At 62.3% G+C, this 25,633-nt stretch carries 22 protein-coding genes and 1 tRNA gene; 13 read left to right on the forward strand and 10 right to left on the reverse strand.

Annotated elements, in window-relative coordinates:
• The first annotated feature begins 78 nt into the window (after positions 1–78).
• Positions 79–2,028, forward strand: coding sequence for an ABC transporter ATP-binding protein/permease (locus HJB91_RS06120; protein WP_210629350.1), 1,950 nt, complete (start codon positions 79–81; stop codon positions 2,026–2,028).
• A gap of 229 nt (positions 2,029–2,257) precedes the next feature.
• Here HJB91_RS06120 and HJB91_RS06125 read toward each other — a convergent pair whose 3' ends face one another.
• Entirely contained in the window at positions 2,258–3,748 is a 1,491-nt protein-coding gene (locus tag HJB91_RS06125) for an MDR family MFS transporter (RefSeq protein ID WP_221153842.1), read from the reverse strand.
• A gap of 230 nt (positions 3,749–3,978) precedes the next feature.
• Entirely contained in the window at positions 3,979–4,335 is a 357-nt protein-coding gene (locus tag HJB91_RS06130) for a hypothetical protein (RefSeq protein WP_259669840.1), read from the reverse strand.
• 230 nt (positions 4,336–4,565) lie between these two features.
• On the opposite strand from HJB91_RS06130, the gene HJB91_RS06135 reads away from it, so the two are divergent.
• Positions 4,566–5,702 carry an acyltransferase gene (locus tag HJB91_RS06135; protein ID WP_210629347.1) on the forward strand — a complete coding sequence of 379 codons (1,137 nt, stop codon included), beginning with the start codon at positions 4,566–4,568 and terminating at the stop codon, positions 5,700–5,702.
• Between the two features lie 96 nt (positions 5,703–5,798).
• Here the strand turns inward: HJB91_RS06135 and HJB91_RS06140 are convergent, their stop codons facing one another.
• The 4 genes from HJB91_RS06140 to HJB91_RS06155 form a co-directional block, all read right to left on the reverse strand.
• A complete protein-coding gene (locus HJB91_RS06140) occupies positions 5,799–5,993 on the reverse strand; it encodes a hypothetical protein (RefSeq protein ID WP_210629346.1) in 195 nt (64 codons plus the stop codon).
• A 710-nt stretch (positions 5,994–6,703) separates the two neighbouring features.
• Complete coding sequence (locus tag HJB91_RS06145; protein WP_210629345.1) at positions 6,704–7,177, reverse strand: hypothetical protein; 474 nt, start codon at positions 7,175–7,177, stop codon at positions 6,704–6,706.
• A 203-nt stretch (positions 7,178–7,380) separates the two neighbouring features.
• Positions 7,381–7,456, reverse strand: a tRNA-Thr gene (locus HJB91_RS06150).
• A 118-nt stretch (positions 7,457–7,574) separates the two neighbouring features.
• Positions 7,575–8,534, reverse strand: coding sequence for a nitronate monooxygenase family protein (locus tag HJB91_RS06155; RefSeq protein ID WP_221122728.1), 960 nt, complete (start codon positions 8,532–8,534; stop codon positions 7,575–7,577).
• A gap of 283 nt (positions 8,535–8,817) precedes the next feature.
• Here HJB91_RS06155 and HJB91_RS06160 point away from each other — a divergent pair, with 283 nt between their 5' ends.
• Complete coding sequence (locus HJB91_RS06160; protein ID WP_210629331.1) at positions 8,818–10,017, forward strand: regulator; 1,200 nt, start codon at positions 8,818–8,820, stop codon at positions 10,015–10,017.
• 13 nt (positions 10,018–10,030) lie between these two features.
• On the opposite strand, the gene ppk2 is transcribed toward HJB91_RS06160, so the two are convergent.
• Positions 10,031–10,912, reverse strand: a complete 882-nt coding sequence (ppk2, locus tag HJB91_RS06165; protein WP_210629330.1) for a polyphosphate kinase 2 — start codon at positions 10,910–10,912, stop codon at positions 10,031–10,033.
• Positions 10,913–11,150: 238 nt separating this feature from the next.
• On the opposite strand from ppk2, the gene phoR reads away from it, so the two are divergent.
• The 7 genes from phoR to phoB all read left to right on the forward strand — a co-directional run bounded on the left by phoR (position 11,151) and on the right by phoB (position 19,152).
• Complete coding sequence (gene phoR, locus HJB91_RS06170; RefSeq protein ID WP_221122750.1) at positions 11,151–12,371, forward strand: phosphate regulon sensor histidine kinase PhoR; 1,221 nt, start codon at positions 11,151–11,153, stop codon at positions 12,369–12,371.
• Between the two features lie 346 nt (positions 12,372–12,717).
• On the forward strand, positions 12,718–13,752 hold the full coding sequence (locus HJB91_RS06175; RefSeq protein ID WP_210629329.1) for a substrate-binding domain-containing protein: 1,035 nt from the start codon (positions 12,718–12,720) through the stop codon (positions 13,750–13,752).
• 167 nt (positions 13,753–13,919) lie between these two features.
• A complete protein-coding gene (gene pstC, locus HJB91_RS06180; RefSeq protein WP_210629328.1) occupies positions 13,920–15,401 on the forward strand; it encodes a phosphate ABC transporter permease subunit PstC in 1,482 nt (493 codons plus the stop codon).
• Positions 15,398–16,720, forward strand: coding sequence for a phosphate ABC transporter permease PstA (gene pstA / locus HJB91_RS06185; RefSeq protein WP_210629327.1), 1,323 nt, complete (start codon positions 15,398–15,400; stop codon positions 16,718–16,720). The genes pstC and pstA overlap by 4 nt, the downstream gene beginning before the upstream one ends.
• 15 nt (positions 16,721–16,735) lie before the next feature.
• Positions 16,736–17,551 carry a phosphate ABC transporter ATP-binding protein PstB gene (pstB, locus tag HJB91_RS06190; protein WP_085776826.1) on the forward strand — a complete coding sequence of 272 codons (816 nt, stop codon included), beginning with the start codon at positions 16,736–16,738 and terminating at the stop codon, positions 17,549–17,551.
• 43 nt (positions 17,552–17,594) lie between these two features.
• Positions 17,595–18,308, forward strand: coding sequence for a phosphate signaling complex protein PhoU (gene phoU, locus HJB91_RS06195; RefSeq protein WP_096764942.1), 714 nt, complete (start codon positions 17,595–17,597; stop codon positions 18,306–18,308).
• 160 nt (positions 18,309–18,468) lie between these two features.
• On the forward strand, positions 18,469–19,152 hold the full coding sequence (gene phoB / locus HJB91_RS06200) for a phosphate regulon transcriptional regulator PhoB (RefSeq protein WP_004672768.1): 684 nt from the start codon (positions 18,469–18,471) through the stop codon (positions 19,150–19,152).
• Positions 19,153–19,445: 293 nt separating this feature from the next.
• On the opposite strand, the gene HJB91_RS06205 is transcribed toward phoB, so the two are convergent.
• On the reverse strand, positions 19,446–19,979 hold the full coding sequence (locus tag HJB91_RS06205) for a GcrA family cell cycle regulator (RefSeq protein WP_210629326.1): 534 nt from the start codon (positions 19,977–19,979) through the stop codon (positions 19,446–19,448).
• Positions 19,980–20,402: 423 nt separating this feature from the next.
• On the opposite strand from HJB91_RS06205, the gene HJB91_RS06210 reads away from it, so the two are divergent.
• From HJB91_RS06210 to HJB91_RS06220, 3 genes are all read left to right on the forward strand, one after another.
• Positions 20,403–21,602 (forward strand): aspartate aminotransferase family protein, encoded by a 1,200-nt coding sequence (locus tag HJB91_RS06210; protein WP_210629325.1) that lies wholly within the window; start codon positions 20,403–20,405, stop codon positions 21,600–21,602.
• Positions 21,603–21,639: 37 nt separating this feature from the next.
• Entirely contained in the window at positions 21,640–22,554 is a 915-nt protein-coding gene (gene argF / locus HJB91_RS06215) for an ornithine carbamoyltransferase (RefSeq protein ID WP_210629324.1), read from the forward strand.
• Between the two features lie 93 nt (positions 22,555–22,647).
• Positions 22,648–23,640 (forward strand): Hsp33 family molecular chaperone, encoded by a 993-nt coding sequence (locus tag HJB91_RS06220; protein ID WP_221102936.1) that lies wholly within the window; start codon positions 22,648–22,650, stop codon positions 23,638–23,640.
• 183 nt (positions 23,641–23,823) lie between these two features.
• Here the strand turns inward: HJB91_RS06220 and apaG are convergent, their stop codons facing one another.
• Together apaG and HJB91_RS06230 are read right to left on the reverse strand one after the other, a co-directional pair.
• Complete coding sequence (gene apaG / locus HJB91_RS06225) at positions 23,824–24,216, reverse strand: Co2+/Mg2+ efflux protein ApaG (protein ID WP_009988717.1); 393 nt, start codon at positions 24,214–24,216, stop codon at positions 23,824–23,826.
• Positions 24,217–24,439: 223 nt separating this feature from the next.
• The gene (locus HJB91_RS06230) at positions 24,440–25,624 is read right to left on the reverse strand and encodes an O-succinylhomoserine sulfhydrylase (RefSeq protein ID WP_221145887.1); all 1,185 of its coding nucleotides are present in this window, start codon (positions 25,622–25,624) and stop codon (positions 24,440–24,442) included.
• Positions 25,625–25,633: the final 9 nt, after the last annotated feature.

Consider the following 25,633-nt stretch of genomic DNA (forward strand, 5'->3'; position numbering starts at 1 on the left):
TGGCCCTTCGGCGCCGCCGACGCCGTGTCCCGCACCGGCGCCATGAAACCTTCTGATTTGTAAGCCGTTATGGTGCTTATGACCGACGTTACACTCAAACCGAAATCGGTCGATGGCACCGAGCAGGACGGTGCCGAAAAGACGCGCCAGGAGAAGGCATCGACTGTCGAGGTCGAGCCGCCGCAAGATGTCATCGAACCAAGTCAGAAGCTCACGCCCGAGGAGGCCGAGCAGGCGCGCAAGCGATATTTGCTGAGGCGTTTCTGGATCAGCGCCCGCCGCTACTGGGGCAGCAGTGGCGACAAGCTCGCCTGGCCGTGCTCGATCGGTCTGTTGACGATGATCTGCATGAATGTCGGCTTCCAATATGGGATCAATCGCTGGAACCGCGGGATCTTCGACGCCATAGAGCGACACGACGCCGGCACCGTCTATTATCTCAGCGCCGTCTTCGTGCCGCTTGTGCTCGGAAGCGTCGCCCTCGTCACCGCACAAGTCTATGTTCGCATGATGATCCAGCGTCGCTGGCGCTCCTGGCTGACGAAGGCGGTGATCACGCGCTGGCTGGCCAACGGTCGTTATTATCAGCTGAACCTTATCGACGGCGACCACAAGAATCCCGAGGCGCGCCTCTCGGAGGATTTGCGGATCGCGACCGAAGCACCGGTCGATTTCGTCGCCGGCGTCATTGCCGCCTTTCTGTCGGCCTCGACCTTCATCGTCGTGCTGTGGACGATCGGCGGGGCGCTCACGCTGCCGGTCGCCGGGTCGACCATCACCATCCCCGGTTTTCTCGTCGTCACCGCGGTCCTCTATGCCGTGATTACCTCGACTGTGATCGCGGTCATCGGCCGCCATTTCGTCCAGGTCTCGGAGGTGAAGAACCAGGTCGAGGCCGAACTCCGCTACACGCTGACCCGTGTGCGCGAAAACGGCGAGAGCATCGCATTGCTCGGCGGCGAGGAAGAGGAGCGTAGCGACCTCGACAAGACATTTTCCAATGTGCTCAAGCAATGGGCGCTGCTTGCGCGCCAGCACATGCGAACGACCTTCGTCTCGCACGGGTCGATGCTGATTGCTCCTGTTGTGCCGCTCCTGCTGTGTGCGCCAAAATTTCTCGCAGGCGGCATGACGCTTGGCGAGGTCATGCAGGCGGCCTCCGCCTTCGCCATCGTTCAGACGGCCTTCGGTTGGCTGGTCGATAACTACCCGCGCCTTGCCGACTGGAATGCCTGCGCCCGACGCGTCGCCTCGCTGATGATGTCGCTCGACGGCCTCGAGCGCGCCGAACAGAGCGACGTTCTGGGACGCATCAGGCACGGTGAAACCAAGGGCAATGCGATCCTGAACTTGAACGATCTCGCGGTGTCTCTCGACGACGGCACCGCGGTGGTCAAGGAAGCCCAGGTCGAGATCGCACCGGGCGAGCGGGTGCTCGTGGCAGGCGAATCCGGCTCGGGCAAGAGTACGCTGGTGCGCGCCATTGCCGGTCTTTGGCCTTGGGGTCACGGCAGCGTCGATTTCCACGGCGACCGGCGCTTGTTCATGTTGCCGCAGCGGCCTTATATCCCGTCCGGGACGCTTCGCCGCGCGGTGGCCTACCCCCGCGCCGCCGACAGCTGGACGCCGGAGGAAATCAAGGCGGCCCTTGCCAAGGTGGGGCTGGATTATCTGAGCGAGAAGATCGAGGAAGACGCGCCCTGGGACCAGATCCTGTCCGGCGGCGAAAAGCAGCGGCTCGCCTTCGCACGGCTGCTGCTGCATACCCCCGATATCATCGTGCTCGACGAAGCGACCTCGGCACTCGACGAGAAGAGCCAGGACAGGATGATGGAGATGGTGATCGATGAATTGCCGGCGGCAACCATCATCAGCGTTGCGCATCGCGCCGAGCTGGAAGCCTTCCACAGCCGCAAGATCACCTTGGAACGGCGCGAGGGCGGCGCAAAGCTCGTCAGCGATATTGATCTCGTCCCACGCAAGGGAAGACGAAACCTGATCCTGCGGGTTTTGGACAACCGCCGCTAAAGCTATTTCAGGAGAAGGACGAAGCGGTTTCCGTAATTACGTGGATACCGGCGACGTCATCCTCGGCCTTGTGCCGAGGATCTGAGCACGTCGAACAAGTACCTGACAATAAATGGTTCTCGTGAAATCGCGGTGCTCAGATGCTCGGCACAAGGCAGCACAAGGCCGAGCATGACGGAGGAAACGTTGTCAACAAACTGCCAGGCGCTCCCCGTGAGGAGCAACCGTGTCAATGCGAGGCCGCCTCGCTTGCCGCCGCCGGCTCTTCGCGTGCCTGGCGGTGGCCGACTGGGATCAGCCAGGTGGTGAAGAAGGTCAGCACCGCGACGACGACCACGCCCCAGAAGCTCCAGTGCAGGGCCGCGTCGAAGATGCCGCGGATCGCCGGATCGGCGGCGAGCGCCGAGAGGCCGGTCGGCTGGTTCAGCGCCTTGTGAAGGGCGGCCGCCGTTTCACCGCTCGCATAATGGCTGATGCCGGCATTGAGGATGGCGCCGAGCACGGTGGCGCCGAGCGTATTGCCGAGGCTGCGGGCGAAGATGATCGAGGCCGTGGCGCTGCCGCGCATCGACCATTCGACGCTGTCCTGCACCAGCACGATGCTCGTCAGGCTGATCAGGCCCATGCCGAAGCCCATGAAGAAGGAGCCGGCGCCGGCCAGAAGCGGCGAGCCTTCGGGCGTCAGGAACAACAGGAAGCAGGCACCGAACGGAAACATCAGGCTGCCGACGCGCAGTGTGCGGCGAATGCCGAAGGCCCGGTAAAAGCGGCTGGAGAGCATCACTGCCAAGGGCCAGCCGACGATGAGCATGGTGAGCGTGAAGCCGGCGACAACAGGAGAGCGGCCGAGCACGCCCTGCACGTAAATCGGCAGGATGGTGGAAAGCCCGATCAGCGCCATGCCGGCAAGCAGCGTCGCCGCATTGCTGGTCGCGATCAGCCGGCGGCTCCAGAGCGCGATCGAAATGATCGGTTCCGGCGCCCGCCTCTCCTGGGCGAGGAAGAAGAGCCCCGCGACGACGAAGACGGCGAAGAGCGACAGCAGGATCCAGGCGCCTGCATCGGTTTCCGTCAGCATGACGAGCAGGGCGACGATCGAAATCGAAAACAGCACGGATCCGAGATAATCGATCCTCGCCTGCTTGTGCGCGACGTCCTCCTTCAGGAAAATCATGAAGGCGATGATCGAGACGATGCCGATCGGCAGGTTGATCCAGAAGATCCAGGCCCAGGAGAAGGTGTCGACGATGATGCCGCCGGCAAGCGGCCCGACGACGGCCGATGTCGCCCAGACGGTCGCCATCGCCCCCTGCACGCGGCCGCGTTCCTCGAGTTTGAACATATCGCCGATGATGGTCATCGTCACCGGCTGGATCGCGCCGGCGCCGAGCCCCTGCAGCAGCCGGAACAGCACCAGCGACATCATCGACCAGGCAAAGCCGCAGAGCAAAGAGCCGGCGAGGAAGATCAGGATGCCGCCGATCAGCACCGGCTTGCGTCCGAAAATATCCGAGAGCTTGCCGTAGATGACCGTCGTCGTCGACTGCGCCAGCAGGAAGGCCGAAAATACCCAGCTATAATAGGAAAAGCCGCCGAGCTGCCCGACGATGCGCGGCATTGCCGTCGCCACGATCGTCGCTTCGATGGCGACCATGAATGTCGCCACCATGATGGTCGCGACGACAAGCACGCGGTTCGAGCGGTGCGCTGCATTCGACATGACGGTCCTCTTCGGGTGCTCCGCGGACGCCGGAAATATCGGCAGGCTGGCTGGGTGCGGCGATCGCCATGTGCGGAGGGATGCTGTTCTTGTACGACCGGAATGCCGGCCGGTAAAGCAATTCTCTTAGGCAGTCGTCATTTTGCGCGACGTCAGCGGCGGCAGTTAAATGACGGCCCGGCGCCATCATGACCGGGCTCATTCTTTCGGCAGACTGGCGCCCGCTATTCTCACTGCTGGCATGCCTCGCTGAGCGAGCCGCTGCCGTCGGTGCAGCCGGGCGTCTGCTGGAGGTCCGGATTGACTCCACCCGGATTGATCGTGCCGCGGCCGCTGTTGAGATCGACGCCGCCATTGCCGGTGGTGCTGCCTGTCGTGCCGGGATCGGTGCCGACGGACCCCGTGCCCGCCGAGCCCGTGCCGGCGGAGCCGGTACCAGCCGAACCCGCGCCTGTATTGCCCGAGCCGCCGATAATGGGCGCCACCGAAAGCCGCCCGCTGGAATTCGCCCCACCGGCTATCTGGGCCAGAGCCGAGCCGGCAAGACCGATCGAAAGGAGGGATATTGCGATGAGTTTACAGGACATGGTCTTCTCCATCCTTGTTGTCTCAAGGGGAAACCGGTTCGGCAGCGGCATGTTCCTTCCAATATTTCGCAGTCGAATGGACGCAAATGGGCAGCCTGACGCCGCCAGCCCTTCATCGACTGTCAACCCGCGCAAGTTGTGCCGAAGCCCATAAAAATTTACTCAACACTATCCGGTTGCCGTCGAAGATGCTAACCCTGCCCGCGGATACGAATGGATAGAGGTATCTCATGGACGCGATGAAAGGCGGCAGACGCATTGAATGTCTGGATGGTTTGCGTGGTTTGGCAGCGCTATGGGTGCTGATCGGCCATGCCCACATCCTGACGGGGTTCAAGGTGCCTGTTATCGGAGATCCGGAGCTCGGGGTCGACCTGTTCATCATGCTCTCCGGCTTCCTGATGGTGTTTCACTATCAGCGGCGGAAGGGCAGGGAGCCATGGGAGAGCCCGCAGACGTGGGCGGTGTTCTGGGCGCGTCGCTTCTTCCGCATCGCACCGCTCTACTACGTCATGCTGGTGATTGCTCTCATCGCCGGGTCCGAGATCTATCAGGCAAGGATGGTCATCGATGCGTTCAACGGCAATCCGCCGCAAGCCGCATCCCGCTATCTGGACGATGGCCTGACCAACTACCTGATGCATCTCTCCTTCCTGTTCGGCTTGTCGCCGGCCCATGCCTTCCGCACGGCGCTGCCCGATTGGAGCATCGGCCTGGAAATGCAGTTTTATGCGGCTTTGCCCTTCATCATGATCGTCCTCGGGCGGCTCGGCTGGCTGAAGGGCATGCTCGTCACCGTCGGCTTGGCGGTCATTGCCGCCTGGGTGATCCATCACCTGGGCTTTCGCTTCCCGATGCCGTCGTTTCTGCCGATGAAAATGCACATCTTCGCCGCCGGCATGCTTCTCGCGGGTGCATTATGGATGTCGCAGGGCAGAGCTTACCTGGCCTTTGCGATTTCGGCTCTGCTGGTCCTCATCCCTGTCGGCGGTGACGTGACTGTGCTGCACGAAACTGTGCGCGTCGGGATCGTGGCGCTGTTCTTTGTCCTGGTGCACGCCGATCGGTTTCCGGGTTCCGCCGGCCATTATTCGCGCGCGGTCAATGCGGTGCTCGGCAACAGCTTCTTTCGAAATCTCGGGGAACTTTCCTTCGGCGCCTATCTCATTCACCTGCTGATCATGCAGCCGGTGATCGCCTGGCTGATCGGCAATACCGACCTCAGCAATCCCGCTCGCTGGCTGGCGACGTTGATTGTCACCATCCCCGCCGTCTATGCCCTATCCTTCGTAGGCTACAAGTTTATCGAGTTGCCCGGTCAGACCGTCGGCAGGCGTCTGACACAACCGAGGCAGGTGGCGACCTAGACCCGCGACACCTTGCCTGCAATGCGACGGCGGGTGTGACCGGAACCCGCCGTTCCAGCCGTGACCTCATGGAATAGCATTGGCACTAGCGCTCGCTTAACTGATCAGTCGCTTGACCACGTCATCGATCGTCTCTCTGACGGGATAATAACTGGGGCCTCCATGGTTTTGGAGCGCTGAAACATAGATGTGTGTGGTGTTCGGGAACGGTCGAACGGCAACAACGTGCTCAGGATTGATGAAGATGAGGGTCTCGTTCGGCCCTGCATAGTGGAACGACACCAGCTTCATCCAGCATTCTCCCGACAGCCATTCCGCCATTGAACGATAAAACGCGCCGTTGGTTTCACAGCGCTCTATGGATTTGTCACGGCTGCGGGGCTCCACCCAAAAGCGCGAAGGTGGGACCGCACGACGACTGCCAATAGGGGTGTAGCAGGGCAGAAGACTGCCGCGTGCGGCCCGCCAGGAAAACAACAGCGTCCTGCGAAAGTTCCCGACAAAGTTTGACTTGAACAGCTGTACAAGAAAAGCGTGTCTTTTGGCGCTAAAGGGAAGATCATCTACAGAGTTTTGACTGAAGCTGAGAGAAAAAGTTGGATCGCGCAGGCTACAAAGGGGTGCGCGCGGAGACAGGAGACTCCCTCTGCGCGATCCAGGCGGAACAACGTCCCTCCGGTCACAGCAGTTCCGGTACTGTAGCGTACACAGATAATATTATTCCGCCAGTAAAAAGCCGCGATAAACCCATGGGGCAATTGGCATCGGAGGAAAGCGTGAATGAAACGCTACATTCAGATTATTTTACACTCGGCCAGGTTGGCGCCAATCTTTAAGACGTATGCCGACAGGCGACGCCCTAAGCTTGCAACTTCTATCTTCGGTATAATGCCCAGCAGTTCGCCTATGAATTCTCGCGCTGTTACTCACGGTCTGACGCAGATCCTCGTGTTTTTCAAGGCCGACGGAAGTTTATCGGCAGTACCGAGACAGCCATCGTTTCATTCGCCATCGATCATTTTGAACTTTCGCGCCGCCCGAGGGCAGAGCATCGTGAACTGCTCGATCAGCGGCGGCATGCCTGAGGCGCACGACACATCTGCATCCTCTGGCAATGGGAAAGTGACGCGTAGCGGTTCTCCGCCAGCAGGAAAGAAGGACAGGGTGCCCTTGCGGCAATTGGCGGTGGAACGGTAAGTGTCCTTCCCATTTTGTTTCATGTACATCGCCACGCACTGCTCTACAGTCAATTTCCCTCCATGTGCGGTCGTCTCGCCTCCCGGGTCTCGCTCGCAATATTCCTGGAGGTTGGCCTGATTGACGTTCCCTTCCATAACCGCAGTGCTCGAATCGGTCCCGGTCCTGCTGACCAGCGTTCCGTTCCATCCGCTACATGAGGCCAGAGGGAAATCCTTGGCTTGGGCGGGCGACATGGTAAGGGTGAAAAGTACGGTACTCAGAAGCGATATCCTCATAGATCCTCCTAATTGCTGGGCTGCTCGCGCTCGATCGACATCGGTCGCTCATGCGAGCGCAAGTGGCAGTCCGACCGTCTTGGGAGAAGAAGCCCACCACCTGCTGAAGCTTGCCTGGAGAGCGTCCAGGCGAAGCTGAAGGTGAACGCAGGTTATTAAAAGAGGCTTATAATGGAGACTGTTAGCATGCGGTGGAAGAAAAATGGTGCCGCTTACGTGACTCGAACACGTGACCCCATCATTACGAATGATGTGCTCTACCGACTGAGCTAAAGCGGCATTTGGCGGCCGAAGCGTGCGGCCTGCGATTTGCATGGCGCTGATACAGGCATTGTCTGAAGATTTCAAGCACCCTGTCATGCCTTTGGCAAAAAAGAGGGCGGGGTGTGGAAGATCCTCAGAGCGCCAGCCGGGCGCGGGCGGCCTTGTATTCAGCTTCCAGCCGGTCGACGAGATTTGCCACCGGCTCCACCGCCTTGACGGCGCCGATGCCCTGGCCGCTGCCCCATATGTCCTTCCAGGCCTTGGCGCCGCCGGTCGCCTGCTCGAAATCCATCTTCGAGGGGTCGGCGACGGGCAGGTTGTCGGGGTCCATGCCGGCGGCGATGATCGACGGTTTGAGATAGTTGCCGTGCACGCCGGTGAAATAGTTGGAGTAGACGATGTCGGCTGCCGCGCCGTCGACGATCGCCTGCTTGTAAGCCTCGCTAGCGCGCGCCTCTTGCGTTGCGATGAAGGGCGAGCCGATATAGGCCATGTCGGCGCCCATCGCTTCGGCGGCCAGGATCGCGCCGCCGGTCGCGATCGCGCCGGCAAGCAGCAGCGGCCCGTCGAACCACTCGCGGATTTCCTGGACAAGGGCGAAGGGCGACAGCGTGCCGGCATGGCCGCCGGCGCCTGATGCCACGGCGATCAGCCCGTCCGCACCCTTGCGGATCGCCGAATGGGCGTGGCGGTTGTTGATAATGTCGTGCAGCACGATGCCGCCATAGGAATGCACGGCGGCATTGACCTCGGGCACGGCGCCGAGCGAGGAGATCACGATCGGCACCTTGTATTTGACGCAGAGCGACAGGTCGTGCTCCAGCCGCTTGTTCGACATGTGGACGATCTGGTTGACGGCAAAGGGCGCGGCCGGCCGCTCCGGATGGGCGGCGTCGTGGCGGGCGAGTTCCTCGGTGATCTCGGCCAGCCATTCGTCGAGCTGGCTCTCCGGCCGGGCGTTCAGCGCCGGAAAGGCGCCGACGACGCCCGCCTTGCATTGCGCCAGGGTCAGCGCCGGATGCGAGATGATGAAGAGCGGCGAGCCGATCACCGGCAGTCTGAGTTTGTCCTTGAGGATGGGGGGCAGGGCCATGATTCACCGCGCATTGACGTTTACGAAAACGTCAATCTCATAACAGAGAAGAAAGGCTGATAAAAGAGCGGCCGCCACGCCTTCGTCGATTTCAGGCGGATATATCAGGCGCGCATAAAGAAGAGGGCAAGGCCCGGGAGCCGCGAAAGCTGGCGATATCGCCGCCGATCAGCGGCCGGCGGGGCTGCAAGGCTTGCGGTTTGCCGCGCTTGCCGCTACCGAATTTTGATAGAGAACGGCAGGGACGGCAGTCCGATGCCGGGTTCGAAGTGAAGGACTTGACGTGAGCGGATTAGAAACGGCCATCAGAACAGCGCTCGAAAATGCCGATCGCGACAATCCGGAGGTTCGAGCGAGGATCTACCAGTCGGCCCGCCAGGCGTTGGAAGCCGGCCTGCGCAAGCAGGATATCACCGATGCCGATGCCGTCGCCCATCATCGCCATCGCCTGGAAACCACCATCCACGCCATCGAAAGCGAGGAGCGCGACCGTCTTCACCCGCGTCAACGGCCGCCTGAAGTGCCGGTGCCACCGGTCGTCGACATGCCGGCGCCGCCGGCTCATCGAGGGGATGTGGCCGATATCGACAGCCTGATCGACAGCCCGGTGGCGGCGGGCGAGACCCGTGGCCCGGACGTGATCATGCACCGCGGCGACGAGTCGCGCCTTGACGACGTGCATGCGAGCACCGCCGATCATCTCTCCGCCGCCCCGCTCGGCGAGGAGCGGCTGCAGCGCGGCCAGCGCGCCGCCAACATGGATTTCCGTCCGGAGCGGGCGGCCGGCCGCCGCAAACCGCGCAAGTTCTTTTCGAGGCTTCTCGTCTGGTGTGTGCTGCTCGCCTTCATCGGCATCGGCGCCTGGTGGGCCTATACGTCGGGCCTGCTCCTGACGGCGGCCGAGCGCGACACCAGCGTCGCCAATCCGCCGGCCAGCACCCAGCCGGAGGATTTCACCGGCAATGACGACAGCGCCGGCAATGCCGCCAGCCACACCGATCAGCCGGTGACCATCGATCCGCAGAACAGTTTTTCGGCCGATTGGATCCCGGTGTTCAAGCCCGACGAGGCCGACAAGATCACAAGCGGCCCGCGGGCGCGCACCGAAAACATCACCGAGAATGACGGCCCGGCAGTGCGGCTGATTTCCGAAAGCGGTGCGGCTGACGGCAATATCTCGGTCAGTGTTCCCGCCTCGGCGCTGCAGCAGCTTGCCGGCAAATCCTCGACCATCGCGCTGACGCTGCAATCGACCACCGACGAGCCGACGCAGGTTACGGTCGAATGCAATTTCCAATCGCTCGGCAACTGCGCCCGCCATCGCTTCAGCGTCACCCGCGAAAAGTCGGATGCGCTGCTGCAGGTGAGATTCGACCGCTCGCTGGCGCCGAATTCGCCCGGCACGCTTGTCATCAACAGCGATCTCGACGGCAAGGCGCGCGGCATCAACCTGTTCGCAATCCGCATCCTGCCGGGGCAGTGAGGCGGCAACTGACCTATTTCAGGAAGCCGGGCCCCGAGCCGATGATCTGCTCGTCGCGCTCGCCGAGCGCCGCTTTGTCCTTGCCGTCATAGTCCATCCTGTGGAGCATGTGCCGGATAAGCTGCAGATGCGCACGCCGCTTATCATTGGCGCGGATGACGGTCCATGGCGCGAATTCCGTATGGGTTTCCTTCAGCATGCGGTCGCGCTTTTCGCTGTAATCGCCCCATTTGGTCAGGGCCGCGATATCCATCGATGAAAGCTTCCAGACTTTCAGCGGATCGTGCCTGCGATCGTGGAAACGCTTGAGCTGCATCTCGCGGCCGATATCGAGATAGAATTTGAAGAAGAAGATGCCCTCATGGGCAATGATCTTTTCGAGCTGCGGCGCCTGGTTGAGGAAAGCTTCATATTGCTGCGGCGTGCAGAAGCCCATGACCGGTTCGACGCCGGCGCGGTTGTACCAGGAGCGGTCGAACAGCACGAATTCGCCTGCGGTCGGGAACTGCGCGACATAACGCTGGAAATACCATTGCCCCTGCTCGCGCTCGGTTGGCTTGGCGAGCGCGACGGCGCGCGCAAGGCGCGGGTTCATATGCGCCGAGGAGGCCGAAATGGCGCCGCCCTTACCGGCCGCGTCGCGCCCCTCGAACAGCGCCATCACCCGTTTGCCGGTCGCCTGCAGCCAGAACTGCACCTTGACGAGTTCCACCTGCAGCTTTGTAAGCTGCTCCAGATAGTCCTCCTCGTTGAGCTTCTTCTTATAGGGAAACCCGCCGGACTCCAGCGCGTGTTCCTCCACCCAGTCCGGCAGGACCGGATCGTCGACGTCGAAGACGCACTTCCTGCCGTGGATATCAAGCTCCACCGCCCTGCTTCCGACAGTCTCGCTCATACGCCCCTCCTGGGCTGGTGTCCTCTTGCCGTAGGCGAACATATTTGCCGTTGAAAATCAAATCTTTCGCTTTTGGCCGGTGATTTTTCCCGCGTTTGCCCGGCAGTCATTCGCTTGAGCGGCGCCAGCCGAAAACTTCTGTCATGAATTGCCGCTATCAGGCAGAGTTCAATATAAAGAAACGAATCGACGCCGCGAGGCCCAGTTGCAAGACGAAACCCCCTGGAGAAAAAGCCTGCTGGCGCGCATCCGGCGCGAACGGCCGGTGCTGCTCGCAGCCATCCTCAGCGCGCTCGCCGCCCTTGCCGCCGGGATGAACAAATGGGTCGTGCTCGTTCTCCTGCTCGTCATGATCTTGACCGCGCTGTTCAACGAGGCGCCAGTCCTCAAGGCGGAACCCGTCGAGCCGATGGAGGCGGAGCCGCAAGCGCCGCCAAGCCGCCTGCCTGATGTTGCTGCCACGCTTGCCGGGCTCGATATTCCCGCCATGGTGCTGTCGCACGACGCCTCGGTGCTGTTCCAGAACCGCGCCGCCGAAAAGGCCTTCGGCGAGGTGGCGCTCGGCGCCCATATATCGGCCCGGCTGCGCTCGCCCGGCGTGCTCGACATGGTGCGCGAAACCATCGCCACCAATGCGCCGAACCAGATCGAGCATGCCGAGCGGCTGCCGTCCGAGCGCGTCTATATCGTCCGCAGCGCGCCCGTCGAGTTCCAGGCCGACGGAGAGCGGGAGCGGTTTTTCATCCTGTCCTTCCGCGATATATCGGAGGTCCGCCGCATCGACCGCATGCGATCGGATTTCGTCGCCAATGCCAGCCACGAGCTGCGCACGCCGCTTGCCTCGCTGCGCGGCTTCATCGAGACGATCCAGGGCCCGGCGAAGAACGACCAGAAGGCGCAGGCGCAGTTTCTGGGCATCATGCTCGATCAGACCACCCGCATGAGCCGGCTGGTCGATGACCTGCTGTCGCTCTCCCGCCTGGAGCTGAAATCGCACCTCGCGCCGGATGAGAAGGTCGACCTGGTGCCGCTGCTCGGCCATGTCCGCGACTCGCTGGTGCCGCTCGCCAGGGATGTCGGCGTCGAGATCGACCTGCATCTGCCCGACGGCAAGGTGGAGGTGCTGGGAGACCGTGACGAGCTTGTCCAGGTCTTCGAGAACCTGATGGAGAATGCCTGCAAATATGGCCAGGAAGGCAAGATCGTCGATGTCTGGCTGAAGAACGGCGCCGGTGGCCCCGTGGAGGTCAGCATCGTCGACAAGGGGCCGGGCATCCCGGCCGAGCACGTGCCGCGTCTGACGGAACGCTTCTATCGCGTCAGCATCGAGGACAGCCGCTCGAAGAAAGGCACCGGCCTTGGCCTTGCCATCGTCAAACATATCCTCACCCGCCACCGCGCCCGGCTGATCGTCAAGTCCGAGGTTGGCAAAGGCACCGATTTTACGGTGCGCTTCTAAGGCGCAATCTCTCGTGGTCCCCTCTCCCCGCAATGACGGGAGAGGGGACGTGCCCTGTCGAGGGTGGGACGGAGACAGGATGCCTTTCCGCAACCGCCGGATCACGTGTTGTAAACTTACAATGCATGGTCGAACCGCGATCCAAACTTTGCCATCCGTCGACACGTTCAGGTGGGATCCATAAATTTTATCGTTGTAAAACAGCGATTTAACCTGTCACAAATGTTTCACGGGTTTGACATAAAAGGACGGTGCTTACAGCGTTAAGAGAGTCCCGCCGATGAAAAAAGGCACTGCGAGGGCCTCTCAGGCCGCACTCACACAAGCCCAATGCGGGAGATTTCTAATGAACACCTTCAAGCTCACCGTTGCCGCGCTCGCTGCAACTGCCGCCTTCGCTGGCGCAGCCGTCGCTCGCGACCAGATCCAGATCGCTGGTTCGTCCACCGTCCTGCCTTACGCCAAGATCGTTGCCGAATCCTTCGGCGAGACCTTCACCAACTTCAAGACGCCGGTCGTCGAATCCGGCGGCACGGGCGCTGGCCTGAAGGAATTCTGCAAGGGCGTCGGCGAAGACACCATCGACATCGCCAACGCTTCGCGTCCGATCAACAAGAACGAGGCCGAAGCCTGCAAGGCCGCCGGCGTAACCGACGTCCAGGAAGTCAAGATCGGTTATGACGGCATCGTCTTCGCAACCGACTCGTCCAACCCTGATGTCGCTTACGTTCCGGCCGACATCTACAAGGCACTCGCTGCCCAGGTCGTCGTCGACGGCAAGCTCGTCGCCAACCCCTACAAGAAGTGGTCGGAAGTCAATCCGAAGCTCCCGGCCGTTGACATCGCCGCCTATATCCCGGGCGAAAAGCACGGCACGCGCGAAGTCTTCGAACAGAACGTTCTTGCCGCCGGCTGCAAGGCTTCGGGCGCTCTCGACGTCATCGCCAAGGAAATCTCCGACAAGGCCGCCCAGACCAAGGCTTGCGTCGCGGTCCGCAAGGACGGCGCTGCGGTCGACATCGACGGCGACTATCCGGAAACCCTCGCACGCATCGCGGCCAACAAGACCGGCGTCGGCGTATTCGGCCTTTCCTTCTATGAAAACAACGCCGACAAGCTGAAGGTCGCCAGCGTGAACGGTATCGTTCCGTCCACCGAAACGATCGCCAACGGCACCTACCCGGTTTCCCGCCCGCTGTTCTTCTATGTCAAGAAGGCACATCTCGGCGCCGTTCCGGGCCTGAAGGAATACGTCAGCTTCTTCGTATCCGACCAGATGATCGGCCCTGACGGCCCGCTGGCCGAATACGGCCTCGTTGCCGCTCCGGATGCCGAGCGCGACGCGATCCGCAAGGACGTCGAAGCTGGTAAGTCCATGTAATGACTTTGCCGGCGCGGTGCTTCAAAGCCCGCGCCGGCATCGTTTATGGCCCTGTGTCCCGGTCTTTCCGCGGCAGGGTTGAATTCCTTCTCCATGATTGGAAGCCGAAGGCAGGCTGATGAAGCCGCCCGCGCTTTTTGGGGGCCACGGGCCTGGGGACGTAACGAATGAGCACATCCGTCATACTTCTGTGCCTTGTGGCGATCGGCGCCGTCGCCTATCTGGTCGCGCGCGGCCGTGCCGCAGCCCTTGCCGGAGGCAGGTCCTCCGCACTGCATTCCCGGCCGGCCTATTACGGCGCCTATGCCGCGATCTGGACGGTTCTTCCCGCCCTCGTCGTCCTCTGCGTCTGGCTCTCCGTCAGCCCCGGCGTCATCCAGTCCTCGGTGCGCGGCACTTTCCCTGCCGAGGTCAAGGCGCAGGCCGCGGTCGAACAGGATCTGAGCTATTCGATGGTGGCGACGGTCGCGCGCGGCCTGACGATGCTGACATCGGACGAAGCCGCCGCGGTGGCAAACGATCCGGCCGCCCTGCAGGCCAAGCTCAGCGAAAAGGGCGTGCCGCTCGCCGGCCAGCCGCAGCCATACATGGTCGAGGCCGCCAAGACGCTCAATTCCATGAGCATGACGAGCCGCCTCGCCATGACCGCGATCGTCTTCATTCTGGCCGTTGCCGGCGCCTTTTATGCGCTGCGCGCCATCGCGCCGCGCTTCCGCGCCCGCAACCGCGTCGAGCGCGTCATGCTTTGGGGCCTGCTGCTCGCCTCCTCGATCGCCATCCTGACGACGGTCGGCATCGTGCTGTCGATGCTGTCGGAAGCGGTTCGCTTCTTTGCCGTCGTTCCCGCCGGCGATTTCTTTTTCGGCACTGTCTGGGATCCGCGCTTTGCCGGCGCCGGCAGCTCGTCCTTCGGCCAGTTCGGCCTGATCCCGCTCCTGCTCGGCACGCTTTATATCGGCCTGGTCGCCATGCTGGTAGCCGTGCCGGTCGGTCTCTTCGCCGCCATCTACATGGCCGAATACGCCTCGCCGAAGGTGCGCGGCGTCTCCAAGCCGCTGCTCGAAGTGCTCGCCGGCATCCCGACGATTGTCTACGGCTTCTTCGCCCTCGTCACCGTCGGCCCCTTCCTGCGCGATTTCTCCGCGCAGATCAGCGGCCTGCTCTCCGGCAACTATTCGAACTTCATCCAGGCACAGAGCGTTCTGACCGCCGGTATCGTCATGGGCATCATGCTGATCCCCTACGTTTCCTCGCTGTCGGACGACATCATCACCGCCGTACCGCGGGCGCTGCGCGACGGTTCGCTCGGTCTCGGCGCCACACGCTCCGAAACCATCAAGAAGGTGGTCCTGCCGGCGGCACTTCCCGGCATCGTCGGCGCGCTGCTGATGACCGCCTCGCGCGCCATCGGCGAAACCATGATCGTCGTGCTGGCCGCAGGTGTTGCCGCCCGCATTCAGATCAACCCCTTCGAGCCGATGACCACGGTGACCGTCAAGATCGTCAATCAGCTGACAGGCGACCTCGAGTTCACCTCGCCGCAGACGCTGGTCGCCTTTGCGCTTGGCATCACGCTGTTCTGCATCACGCTTAGCCTCAACATCTATGCGCTCTACATCGTGCGCAAATATCGGGAGCAGTACGAATGACGAACATTGTTTCTCCCGCCGTCGGTGTCACCGTTTCCAAGGCGCCTGCCCGCCGTGACATCGGCATCAAGCGCCGCTATGCCGCCGAGCGCCGGTTCCAGGCCTACGGCATCGCCGCCATTGCCTTCGGCCTCATCTTTCTCTTCGTCCTGCTGTGGACGGTGATCGGCAAAGGCTACACCGCCTTCCAGCAGACGACGATCACCCTGCCGATCGAATTCGCCGAAAAGACGATCGATCCGAACGGCAAGCGGGCGACCGATCCTTCGGTGCTGATCGCCGCCAACTATCCGGTTCTGCTGCGCGACGCGATCGTCAAGCAGCTGAACATCAATGCATCGAGCCGTCCGGATGTGCGCGATGCAACCGCCATGCTCTCCAAGAGCGCGCCGATCCAGCTGCGCGATCTGGTCGTCGCCGATCCCTCGATCATCGGCAAGACGGTCAATGTCACCCTGCTCGCTGATGCCAATATTGACAGTGCCAACAAGGGCCAGATCGATCTTTCCGTCGATGAGAAGAACCGCAAGGTCAACGACAAGCAGGTCAACTGGATGAACCAGATGAAGGCGGGCGGCGTTCTCCAGAAGCAATTCAACAGCGGCCTCTTCGTCAACGGCAATTCCAGCCGCCCGGAGGCCGCCGGCCTCGGCGTTGCCCTCATCGGCTCGCTTTACTTGATGCTGATCGTGCTCGTTCTGTCGCTGCCGATCGGCGTCGCCGCCTCGATCTATCTCGAGGAGTTTGCGCCGAAGAACAGGCTGACGGACCTGATCGAGGTCAACATCAACAATCTCGCCGCCGTCCCGTCGATCGTCTACGGTCTGCTCGGCCTTTCCGTCTTCATCAACTTCATCGGCCTGCCGCGCTCGGCTTCGCTGGTCGGTGGCCTGGTGCTGACGCTGATGACCCTGCCGACGATCATCATCGCCACCCGCGCGGCTCTGCGCGCCGTGCCGCCTTCGATCCGCGCCGCAGCGCTCGGCCTCGGCGCCTCGAAGATGCAGATGGTGTTCCACCATGTCCTGCCGCTTGCCATGCCCGGCATCCTCACCGGCACGATCATCGGCCTGGCGCACGCGCTTGGCGAAACCGCGCCGCTGCTCTTGATCGGCATGGTCGCCTTCGTCGCCAATGCGCCCACGACACCGCTCGAGCCCTCGACGGCCTTGCCCGTGCAGGTCTATATGTGGGCGAACGAGGCCGAACGTGCCTTCGTGGAGCGTACTTCGGGTGCCATCATCGTCCTGCTCCTGTTCCTGATCGTCATGAACATGGGCGCCATCCTCTTGCGTCGTCGCTTCGAGCGCCGCTGGTAAACGGAGTTAAACATCATGAACATGCTGACGGAAGCTGCAGTTGAAAAGGCGCTGGATCAGAAGATGAGCAACGTCCCGTATAAAATGATTGGACAGGATGTCTCCGTATATTACGGCGAGAAGCGCGCGCTTTTCGACGTGAACCTGAACATCCGCGAAAACACCGTAACCGCCCTGATCGGCCCCTCGGGCTGCGGCAAGTCGACCTTCCTGCGAAGCCTCAACCGCATGAACGACACGATCGAAGGCTGCCGCGTCACCGGCAAGATCACGCTCGACAGCGACGACATCTATGATCCGGATATCGACGTGGTCGAACTTCGCGCCCGCGTCGGCATGGTTTTCCAGAAGCCGAACCCGTTCCCGAAGTCGATCTACGAAAACGTCTCCTACGGCCCGCGCATCCACGGTCTCGCCAAGTCGAAGGCCGATCTCGACCAGATCGTCGAGAGCAGCCTGCAGCGCGCCGGCCTGTGGAACGAGGTCAAGGACCGCGTGCACGAATCCGGCACCGGCCTCTCCGGCGGTCAGCAGCAGCGCCTGTGCATTGCCCGCGCCGTCGCCGTCAGCCCGGAGGTCATCCTGATGGACGAACCCTGCTCGGCCCTTGATCCGATTGCCACCGCCAAGGTCGAGGAGCTGATCCACGAGTTGCGCGAGAACTACACGATCGTCATCGTCACCCACTCCATGCAGCAGGCCGCGCGTGTTTCGCAGCGCACCGCCATGTTCCACCTCGGCAACCTCGTCGAGGAGAACGACACCGACAAGATGTTCACCAACCCCGACGATCCACGCACCCAGGATTACATCATGGGTCGCTTCGGCTGATCCCGGCGACACGAAGCTTTCCGTTATTCGAGGACAAAGCCCCATGGCATCGACACATATTTATTCCGCCTATGATGATGATCTGAAGTTCCTCTCCAGGCGGATTTCCGAAATGGGCGGCCTGGCCGAACAGATGGTCGCGGAATCCGTCCGGGCGCTGGTCAACGGCGATACGGCGCTGGCGCAAAAGGTCATTTCCGACGATGTGATCCTCGATCACACCGAACGCGAGATTGGCGACAAGGCGATCGTCACCATCGCCCGCCGTCAGCCGATGGCCTCGGACCTGCGCGAGATCATGGGTTCGATCCGCATCGCCGCCGATCTCGAACGCGTCGGCGACCTCGGCAAGAACACCGCCAAGCGCGTCATCGCCGTGCAGAGCACAGGCGTGCCGCGCAAGCTCGCCCGCGGCCTCGAGCACCTCTCCGAGCTGGCGCTCGTCCAGCTCAAGGAAGTGCTCGACGTCTATACGACACGCGCCGCCGACAAGGCGACCGCCATCCGCGAACGCGACAACGAGATCGACGCGATGTACACCTCGCTGTTCCGCGAGCTCTTGACCTACATGATGGAAGATCCGCGCAACATCACGAGCTGCACGCATCTGCTCTTTTGCGCCAAGAACATCGAGCGCATCGGCGACCATGCCACCAACATCGCCGAGACGATTTACTACATGGCGACGGGCGCCCAGCCGGAAGGCGATCGTCCGAAGGATGACAGTGCCAACACCGTCGGCGCCGCGACGGAATAATTGTTCCGAACGAGCCGCCCGGGCCAGCCGCCCGGACCAGTCACTTGCGTGCGCGCCCGTTCGGGGCGCGCAAAGAGGTCGCAGCCAATTTCTGTATTTGCGCAGGACGCCTGCTTAAATCGTCCCGGTTTAACGCTTGTGCGCGAGGAGACGGACACGCATGATCCCGAGAGTCGCAGTTGTTGAAGACGAGGAAGCGCTGAGCGTGCTTCTTCGCTATAATCTTGAGGCGGAAGGCTTTGAGGTCGATACCATCCTGCGCGGCGACGAGGCCGAGATCAGGCTTCAGGAGCGCACGCCCGACCTTCTCATCCTCGACTGGATGCTGCCCGGCGTCTCCGGCATCGAACTCTGCCGGCGCCTGCGCATGCGGCCGGAAACCGAGCGGCTGCCGATCATCATGCTGACGGCGCGCGGCGAGGAGAGCGAGCGTGTGCGCGGACTGTCCACCGGCGCCGACGATTACGTCGTCAAGCCCTTCTCGACCCCCGAGCTCGTCGCCCGCGTCAAGGCGATGCTGCGTCGGGCCCGTCCCGAGGTGCTGTCCTCGGTGCTGAAATGCGGCGATATCGAGCTCGACCGCGAAACCCATCGTGTCCACCGCAAGAGCCGCGAAGTCCGCCTCGGCCCGACCGAATTCCGGCTGCTGGAATTCCTGATGTCGTCGCCGGGCCGGGTCTTTTCCCGTTCGCAGCTGCTGGACGGCGTCTGGGGCCACGACATCTATGTCGACGAACGCACCGTCGACGTCCATGTCGGCCGCCTGCGCAAGGCGCTGAATTTCTCCAACATGCAGGACGTCATCCGCACCGTCCGCGGCGCCGGTTATTCGATGGAGGCCTGAAGGCTGAGGGAGTGTGGGGTTGGCGTTCCCGCCAAACGCACGGCAGTACGGCTTGTGAGGCCCGCCTTGTCGTCCATCGTCGCCGCTGCGGAGCCAGCGTCGTTGCGCCGGCGAGGCTTATGCGTCTCGGCACCACCTTTCCATCGCGCCTGCAAAGCCGACTTGTCCCGGCGCCACCTCTCCTCCGTCAAGCCCTGGCATGACGGAGTGTGGGGGTTGCTAAACGCAAAGGTCACTTCCCACTCGAATAAGAAACGGCGGCCCGTTTTTTATGTCTGGCTATACCGGTCCGCTCAGCTGACCCGCGCCGCCGCCCGGCGGCGTTCGTTGATCGGCTGATAGGCAAGCTTCTGATGATAGCTGCAATAGGGCGAATTGTCCGGGGATTCGCAGCCGCAGAAATGGAAATCTTCCTTGAGCGGATCGCCGACCGGCCACTTGCAGGTGCGTTCGGTGAGCTCCGTCAGGCCGAGGCGGCGGGAAATCGGCACCACCACGTTGCCCTTCGGCACATATTCCATTTCCTCGACTGTATCGATCTCGATCTCTTCCTTCAGCAGGGTTGCGCCCTGCTGGCGGGTCACGGTGCGGGTGGCGATCCGGGAGGCGTAGTTCGGCGCGCGCGGCGCGGATGTCTGGCGCTTCGGCGTGCGCGCCGCGGTGGCCGTGCCGCCGGCCTTGGCGCGGCCGGGAAGGCTGAGCCTGTGCACCTTGCCGATAACGGCGTTTCGGCTGACCCCGCCAAGCTGCGCAGCAATCTGGCTGGCGCTCAGTCCTTCGGCCCAAAGCTTCTTGAGTTTCTCGACCCGCTCGTCTGTCCAGTTCATGCCCTGTCTCCACCTTTTGCGTTGGTGATGGCAGAATCCCTCACCGTTGTCCCGGAAGCCTCCGAAACAAGAAACGCTTGATCAATTTTGGTGACTAGTTCCGCCGCATGCAGTCTAGTAATTGAACTTTAACCTAGTGTGAGGCTGACTCCGTGACAAGAGTCGCGGGAATCCGGATGAATCGAATTTCAAGTTTTTCCCCAACTTGCTGCCTCTGCGTGTCATTTCTGCAATAATGCCTGTTGAAGGCCGAAAGTGCCCCTGTACAAGCTTGCGGCATACGCTAAGGCCGCAGTTTTGTTGACATTGCAGCGCGAAAAGGAAATAGTACCGCTCGCCGCCGAAAGGCGGCATTTTTGATTTTTCGGACCTGGTTTTGTTAGCCGGAATCCGCGCATGACAACATTGAACGGGAGACCCGCGATGGCTGAAGCCGCGCCGCTTTACGACACCTATTCTCGTGCCCCGCTGCGGTTCGAGCGAGGCGAGGGCGTATGGCTGATCGCCGAGAGCGGCGAGCGTTATCTCGATTTCGGCGCCGGGGTCGCCGTCACCTCCGTCGGCCACGGCAACCCGCATGTGGTCGCGGCGCTGAAGGAGCAGGCCGACAAGGTCTGGCACCTCTCCAATATCTATGAAATTCCCGGCCAGGAGCGCCTGGCCAAACGCCTGACCGACGCCACCTTCGCCGACAAGGTGTTCTTCACCAATTCGGGCGCCGAGGCGCTCGAATGCGCCATCAAGACGGCGCGCCGCTATCAGTTTTCCAAGGGCCATCCCGAGAGGTTCCATATCATCACCTTCGAAGGCGCTTTCCACGGCCGCACGCTGGCGACGATCGCCGCCGGCGGCCAGGAGAAATATCTCGAAGGTTTCGGCCCCAAGGCGCCGGGTTTCGATCAGGTGCCGTTCGGCGACATCGATGCCGTGCGTGCCGCCATTACCGATGCGACGGCCGCAATCCTGATCGAGCCGGTGCAGGGCGAGGGCGGCGTGCGTGCCGCCACCAGCGAATTCATGAAGGCGCTGCGCCGGATCTGCGACGAAAATGGCCTGCTGCTGATCCTCGACGAGGTGCAGACGGGCGTCGGCCGTACCGGCAAGCTGTTTGCCCATGAATGGTCCGGCATCACGCCTGATATCATGGCCGTCGCCAAGGGCATCGGCGGCGGTTTCCCGCTCGGCGCCTGCCTTGCAACCGCCGAGGCCGCTTCCGGCATGAAGGCCGGCACGCATGGTTCGACCTATGGCGGCAATCCGCTGGCCATGGCGGTCGGCAGCGCCGTGCTCGACGTCATCCTCGCCGATGGCTTCCTTGAGCATGTGCGCGACGTCGCGCTCGTCTTCCGCCAGGGACTGGCCTCGCTCAAGGATCGTTATCCCGATGTGATCGAGGATATCCGAGGCGAAGGGCTTCTTCTCGGCGTCAAGGCTGCGGTTCCCTCGGCCGAATTGCTGCAGGCGATCCGGGCCGCGCATCTGCTCGGCGTGCCGGCCGGCGACAACGTCATCCGCCTTCTTCCGCCGCTGGTGGTCACTGCCGAGGAAGCCCGCGAAGGGCTTGTGCGCCTCGAGCGCGCCGCCGAGAGCATCCGCGCCGCCAAGATCAAGAAGACGGCTTGAAGGGATCGCCGCCTTCGGGCGCACGACAGGTAAGAACATGGCTCCTAAACATTTCCTCGATCTTTCGGCCGTCACATCGGCCGACCTCAGAACCATCATGAACGACGCGCTCGCCCGCAAGCAGGCCTTCAAGGCCGGCAAGGGCGACAAGCCGCTCGCCGGCAAGATGCTGGCGATGATCTTCGAGAAGCCGTCGACGCGCACCCGCGTCTCTTTCGACGTGGGCATGCGCCAGCTCGGCGGCGAAACGCTGTTCCTCTCCGGCACCGAAATGCAGCTCGGCCGCGCCGAGACGATCGGCGACACCGCCAAGGTGCTGTCGCGTTATGTCGATGCGATCATGATCCGCACCACCGAACACTCGCGCCTGCTGGAGCTTGCCGAACATGCGACCGTGCCTGTCATCAACGCGCTGACGGACGATACCCATCCCTGCCAGATCATGGCCGATATCATGACCTTCGAGGAGCATCGCGGCCCGATCAAGGGCAAGACCATCGCCTGGACCGGCGACGGCAACAATGTGCTGCATTCGCTGGTCGAAGGGGCGGCGCGCTTCGGCTACCGCATGAACATGGCCGTCCCCCTTGGTTCGGAGCCCAAGGATCACTATCTGAACTGGGCCCGCAATGAGGGCGCCGAAATCATGCTCTGCCATGATGCCGACCGTGCGGTCGAAGGCGTCGATTGCGTGGTGACCGATACCTGGGTCTCCATGAATCAGGAACATCGGGCCCGGGGTCACAACGTCTTCCAGCCTTATCAGGTCAATGCGGCCTTGATGGCCAAGGCCGGCAGCGATGCATTGTTCATGCATTGCCTGCCCGCGCATCGCGGTGAGGAAGTGACGGACGAGGTGATCGACGGCCCGCAATCCGTGGTCTTCGATGAAGCGGAAAACCGTCTTCATGCGCAGAAATCGATTCTTGCTTGGTGCCTGGGCGCGATCTGAACCATAATCGGATGTTGCGAGTCATAAGCTTGCGGCCCGACTGCGCGAGCGCCGGACACTTTGGCCGCCGCTCCCGAAACTAGGAGTAAAGCCATGGCAGAAGCTGCAGCCGCCCTCGGCCAGTTCGATTTCGCCGGCGATGATCATGTCGTCCCCTTTCAGGTGGAGGGTCTGGATGTGCGCGGCCGCGCCGTCCAGCTCGGCCCCATGCTCGATGCCATCCTCGAGCGCCATCATTATCCCGCGCCCGTTGCCCGGCTGCTTGCCGAAGTCGTCGTGCTGACGGTGCTGCTCGGCACCTCGCTGAAGTTCGACGGCAAGTTCACCGTGCAGACCAAGGGCGACGGCCCGGTCGATCTGCTCGTCGCCGATTTCTCGACGCCGGAGAACGTGCGCGCCTACGCCCGTTTCGATCGGGCGCTGCTCGACCAGGCGATTGCCTCAGGCGAGACCGAGCCGGAGCAACTGCTCGGCAAGGGCGTGCTCGCCTTCACCATCGATCAGGGCAAGTTCGCCCAGCCCTATCAGGGTATTGTCGCGCTCGACGGCACCTCGCTCGAGGAGATCGCCGGCGTCTATTTCCGCCAGTCGGAGCAGATCCCGACGCGGGTGCGCCTGGCTGCGGCCGAACTCTTCGACCGTGACGATGCCGGCAAGCCGCGCCACCGCTGGCGGGCAGGCGGCCTCGTTGCCCAGTTCCTGCCGGAGGCGCCGGAGCGCATGCGCCAGCCCGATCTCCACGGCGGCGACGGCGATAACGGCGACCGTCCGCATGGCGAGGATGACGCCTGGACCGAAGCCCGCTCGCTGGTCGAGACCATCGATGCCGACGAGTTGACCGATCCGCAGGTCGGCACCGAACGCCTCTTGTTCCGCCTGTTCCACGAGCGCGGCGTGCGCGTCTTCGAGCCCCGCGCCGTCTTCGACCGCTGCAGCTGTTCGCGGGAAAAGATCGGCAACGTGCTGAAGGGTTTCACCGCCGAGGAGATCGAGGCCAGCCAGGAAAACGGCGAGATATCCGTCACCTGCGAATTCTGCTCGACCACCTACCGCTTCCAAGCAGCCGAGCTTCAGCCGGCGGAATAGGCTCAGTTAGCATTGAGAGCTGCCCCTCTCCCCGTAAATGGGGCGAGGGGACGTGCCCTGCGAGAGGTCGGCGGGGACAGATCGATCGCGGCATGGTCCCTTCGCCCCGTTTACGGGGAGAAGGTGCCGGCAGGCGAATGAGGGGCGGGTCTCGGCAATCTCTTGAGCGGGAGGAACTTGCCCTCAATTCAGCACACGCAGCAGCCCCGGCGAGTCAAGCGAGAAGGCGGGGATGTCGACGTCGAACAGCTCGCCTTCATCCGTTTCCATTTGATAGTGGCCGAACATCAGGCCTGAGGGCGTGTCGAGCGGGCAGCCGGAGGAATATTCGTAGGTGTCGCCCGGGCTGAGCCGCGGCTGCTCGCCGACGACGCCGGGGCCGGTCACTTCGTCCACCTGTCCGTTCTGATCGGTGATGTTCCAGTAGCGGTTGATGAGGCGAACGGCGACGCCGGAATTGTTGCTGATGACAATCCGGTAACCCCAGACATAGCGGTCGTCCTCCGGATCGGATTGCTCCTCCAGATAGAACGGTTCGACCACGACTTCGATATCTCTTGTGAGGGCGCGATACATGCCTTGCACCATAGTCAAGATATGTTACCCGTATCTTATAAGAGGCCCGGTCCGTCAAGAAACGGAACGTTGATCAGCGGTCAAATAGTGATGATCATATGGTTTTCGATCATTAAGCCTAATCGTCAGCCTTAATTTTACTTCGCAACGCCGGCGCGGCTGACCTTGTTCCCGCGGATCGGCGGCCGGCTCCACATTGAAGTCCGGCCGCTATTCCAGTCGATCAAGCCGATACCTTGGAAAGCGCCTGCGCGAAATCCTCGATCAGGTCGTCCGTGTCCTCGATGCCGGCCGAAAGCCGCACCGTACCCGGAGAAATGCCGAGTTCGGCGCGCGCCTCTTCCGTCAGGTTCTTGTGCGTGGTCGTTGCCGGATGTGTGATCAGGCTTTTGCTGTCGCCGAGATTGTTGGAGATCTTGATGATCTCAAGCGCATTCTGCAATGCGAAGGCCGCCTCCTTGCCGCCCTTCAGCTCGAAGCAGACGAGCGTCGAGCCGCCGGTCATCTGCTTGGCGATGATGTCGGCCTGCGGATGATCCTTGCGGCCGGGATAGATCACCTTGGCGACCTTGCCTTGCTCGGCCAGGAAATCGGCGATCTTCGCCGCATTCTCGGTCTGCTGGCGCACGCGCAGCGGCAGCGTCTCGATCCCCTTCAGCAGCGTCCAGGCATTGAACGGCGACATGGCCGGGCCGGTATGGCGGAAATAGTCGTGCAGGTTCTCGTCGATCCATGCCTTGTCGGCGAGCACCACGCCGCCGAGACAGCGGCCCTGGCCGTCAATATGCTTGGTGGCGGAATAGACGACGATATGGGCGCCGAGCTCCAAGGGCTTCTGGAAGAGCGGGGTCGCAAAGACGTTGTCGACGATCAGCTTGGCGCCGACCTGGTTGGCGAGCCTGGCGACGCCTGCAATATCGACCACTTCGAGCGTCGGATTGGTCGGGCTTTCCAGGAAGAACACCTTGGTGTTCGGGCGGATCGCCTTTTCCCAGTTGGCGAGATCTCGGCCGTCGACCAGCGTGCACTCGACGCCGTATTTCGGCGCCAGCGTTTCTACGACCCAGCGGCAGGAGCCGAACAGGGCGCGGGCGGCGACGATATGGTCGCCTGCCTTGACCTGGCAGAGGACGGCGGCAGTGACGGCCGCCATGCCGGAGGCGGTGGCGCGGGCATCTTCGGCGCCTTCCAATGCGCACATGCGCTTTTCGAACATGTCGTTCGTCGGGCTGCCGTAGCGGGCGTAGATGAAGCCGTCCGTTTCGCCCTTGAAGCGGGCTTCGGCCGCTTCCGACGTGTCATAGACGAAACCCTGGGTGAGATAGATTGCTTCCGACGTTTCGCCATATTGCGAACGCAGCGTGCCGCCATGGACGAGTTGGGTTGCCGGGCGCCAGGTCTTGCTCATGCCATCACC

Source organism: Rhizobium sp. NLR10b (genome assembly GCF_019685435.1).
Taxonomy (GTDB): Bacteria; Pseudomonadota; Alphaproteobacteria; order Rhizobiales; family Rhizobiaceae; genus Rhizobium.

What these genes read in the sequence shown, in the direction of transcription:
- HJB91_RS06120 (WP_210629350.1), top strand. Translation starts at nt 79, where the DNA reads ATGACCGACGTTACACTCAAACCGAAATCGGTCGATGGCACCGAGCAG.
- HJB91_RS06125 (WP_221153842.1), bottom strand. Translation starts at nt 3,748, where the DNA reads ATGTCGAATGCAGCGCACCGCTCGAACCGCGTGCTTGTCGTCGCGACC.
- HJB91_RS06130 (WP_259669840.1), bottom strand. Translation starts at nt 4,335, where the DNA reads ATGTCCTGTAAACTCATCGCAATATCCCTCCTTTCGATCGGTCTTGCC.
- HJB91_RS06135 (WP_210629347.1), top strand. Translation starts at nt 4,566, where the DNA reads ATGGACGCGATGAAAGGCGGCAGACGCATTGAATGTCTGGATGGTTTG.
- HJB91_RS06140 (WP_210629346.1), bottom strand. Translation starts at nt 5,993, where the DNA reads ATGAAGCTGGTGTCGTTCCACTATGCAGGGCCGAACGAGACCCTCATC.
- HJB91_RS06145 (WP_210629345.1), bottom strand. Translation starts at nt 7,177, where the DNA reads ATGAGGATATCGCTTCTGAGTACCGTACTTTTCACCCTTACCATGTCG.
- HJB91_RS06155 (WP_221122728.1), bottom strand. Translation starts at nt 8,534, where the DNA reads ATGGCCCTGCCCCCCATCCTCAAGGACAAACTCAGACTGCCGGTGATC.
- ppk2 (WP_210629330.1), bottom strand. Translation starts at nt 10,912, where the DNA reads ATGAGCGAGACTGTCGGAAGCAGGGCGGTGGAGCTTGATATCCACGGC.
- HJB91_RS06175 (WP_210629329.1), top strand. Translation starts at nt 12,718, where the DNA reads ATGAACACCTTCAAGCTCACCGTTGCCGCGCTCGCTGCAACTGCCGCC.
- pstC (WP_210629328.1), top strand. Translation starts at nt 13,920, where the DNA reads ATGAGCACATCCGTCATACTTCTGTGCCTTGTGGCGATCGGCGCCGTC.
- pstA (WP_210629327.1), top strand. Translation starts at nt 15,398, where the DNA reads ATGACGAACATTGTTTCTCCCGCCGTCGGTGTCACCGTTTCCAAGGCG.
- pstB (WP_085776826.1), top strand. Translation starts at nt 16,736, where the DNA reads ATGAACATGCTGACGGAAGCTGCAGTTGAAAAGGCGCTGGATCAGAAG.
- phoU (WP_096764942.1), top strand. Translation starts at nt 17,595, where the DNA reads ATGGCATCGACACATATTTATTCCGCCTATGATGATGATCTGAAGTTC.
- phoB (WP_004672768.1), top strand. Translation starts at nt 18,469, where the DNA reads ATGATCCCGAGAGTCGCAGTTGTTGAAGACGAGGAAGCGCTGAGCGTG.
- HJB91_RS06205 (WP_210629326.1), bottom strand. Translation starts at nt 19,979, where the DNA reads ATGAACTGGACAGACGAGCGGGTCGAGAAACTCAAGAAGCTTTGGGCC.
- HJB91_RS06210 (WP_210629325.1), top strand. Translation starts at nt 20,403, where the DNA reads ATGGCTGAAGCCGCGCCGCTTTACGACACCTATTCTCGTGCCCCGCTG.
- argF (WP_210629324.1), top strand. Translation starts at nt 21,640, where the DNA reads ATGGCTCCTAAACATTTCCTCGATCTTTCGGCCGTCACATCGGCCGAC.
- HJB91_RS06220 (WP_221102936.1), top strand. Translation starts at nt 22,648, where the DNA reads ATGGCAGAAGCTGCAGCCGCCCTCGGCCAGTTCGATTTCGCCGGCGAT.
- apaG (WP_009988717.1), bottom strand. Translation starts at nt 24,216, where the DNA reads ATGTATCGCGCCCTCACAAGAGATATCGAAGTCGTGGTCGAACCGTTC.
- HJB91_RS06230 (WP_221145887.1), bottom strand. Translation starts at nt 25,624, where the DNA reads ATGAGCAAGACCTGGCGCCCGGCAACCCAACTCGTCCATGGCGGCACG.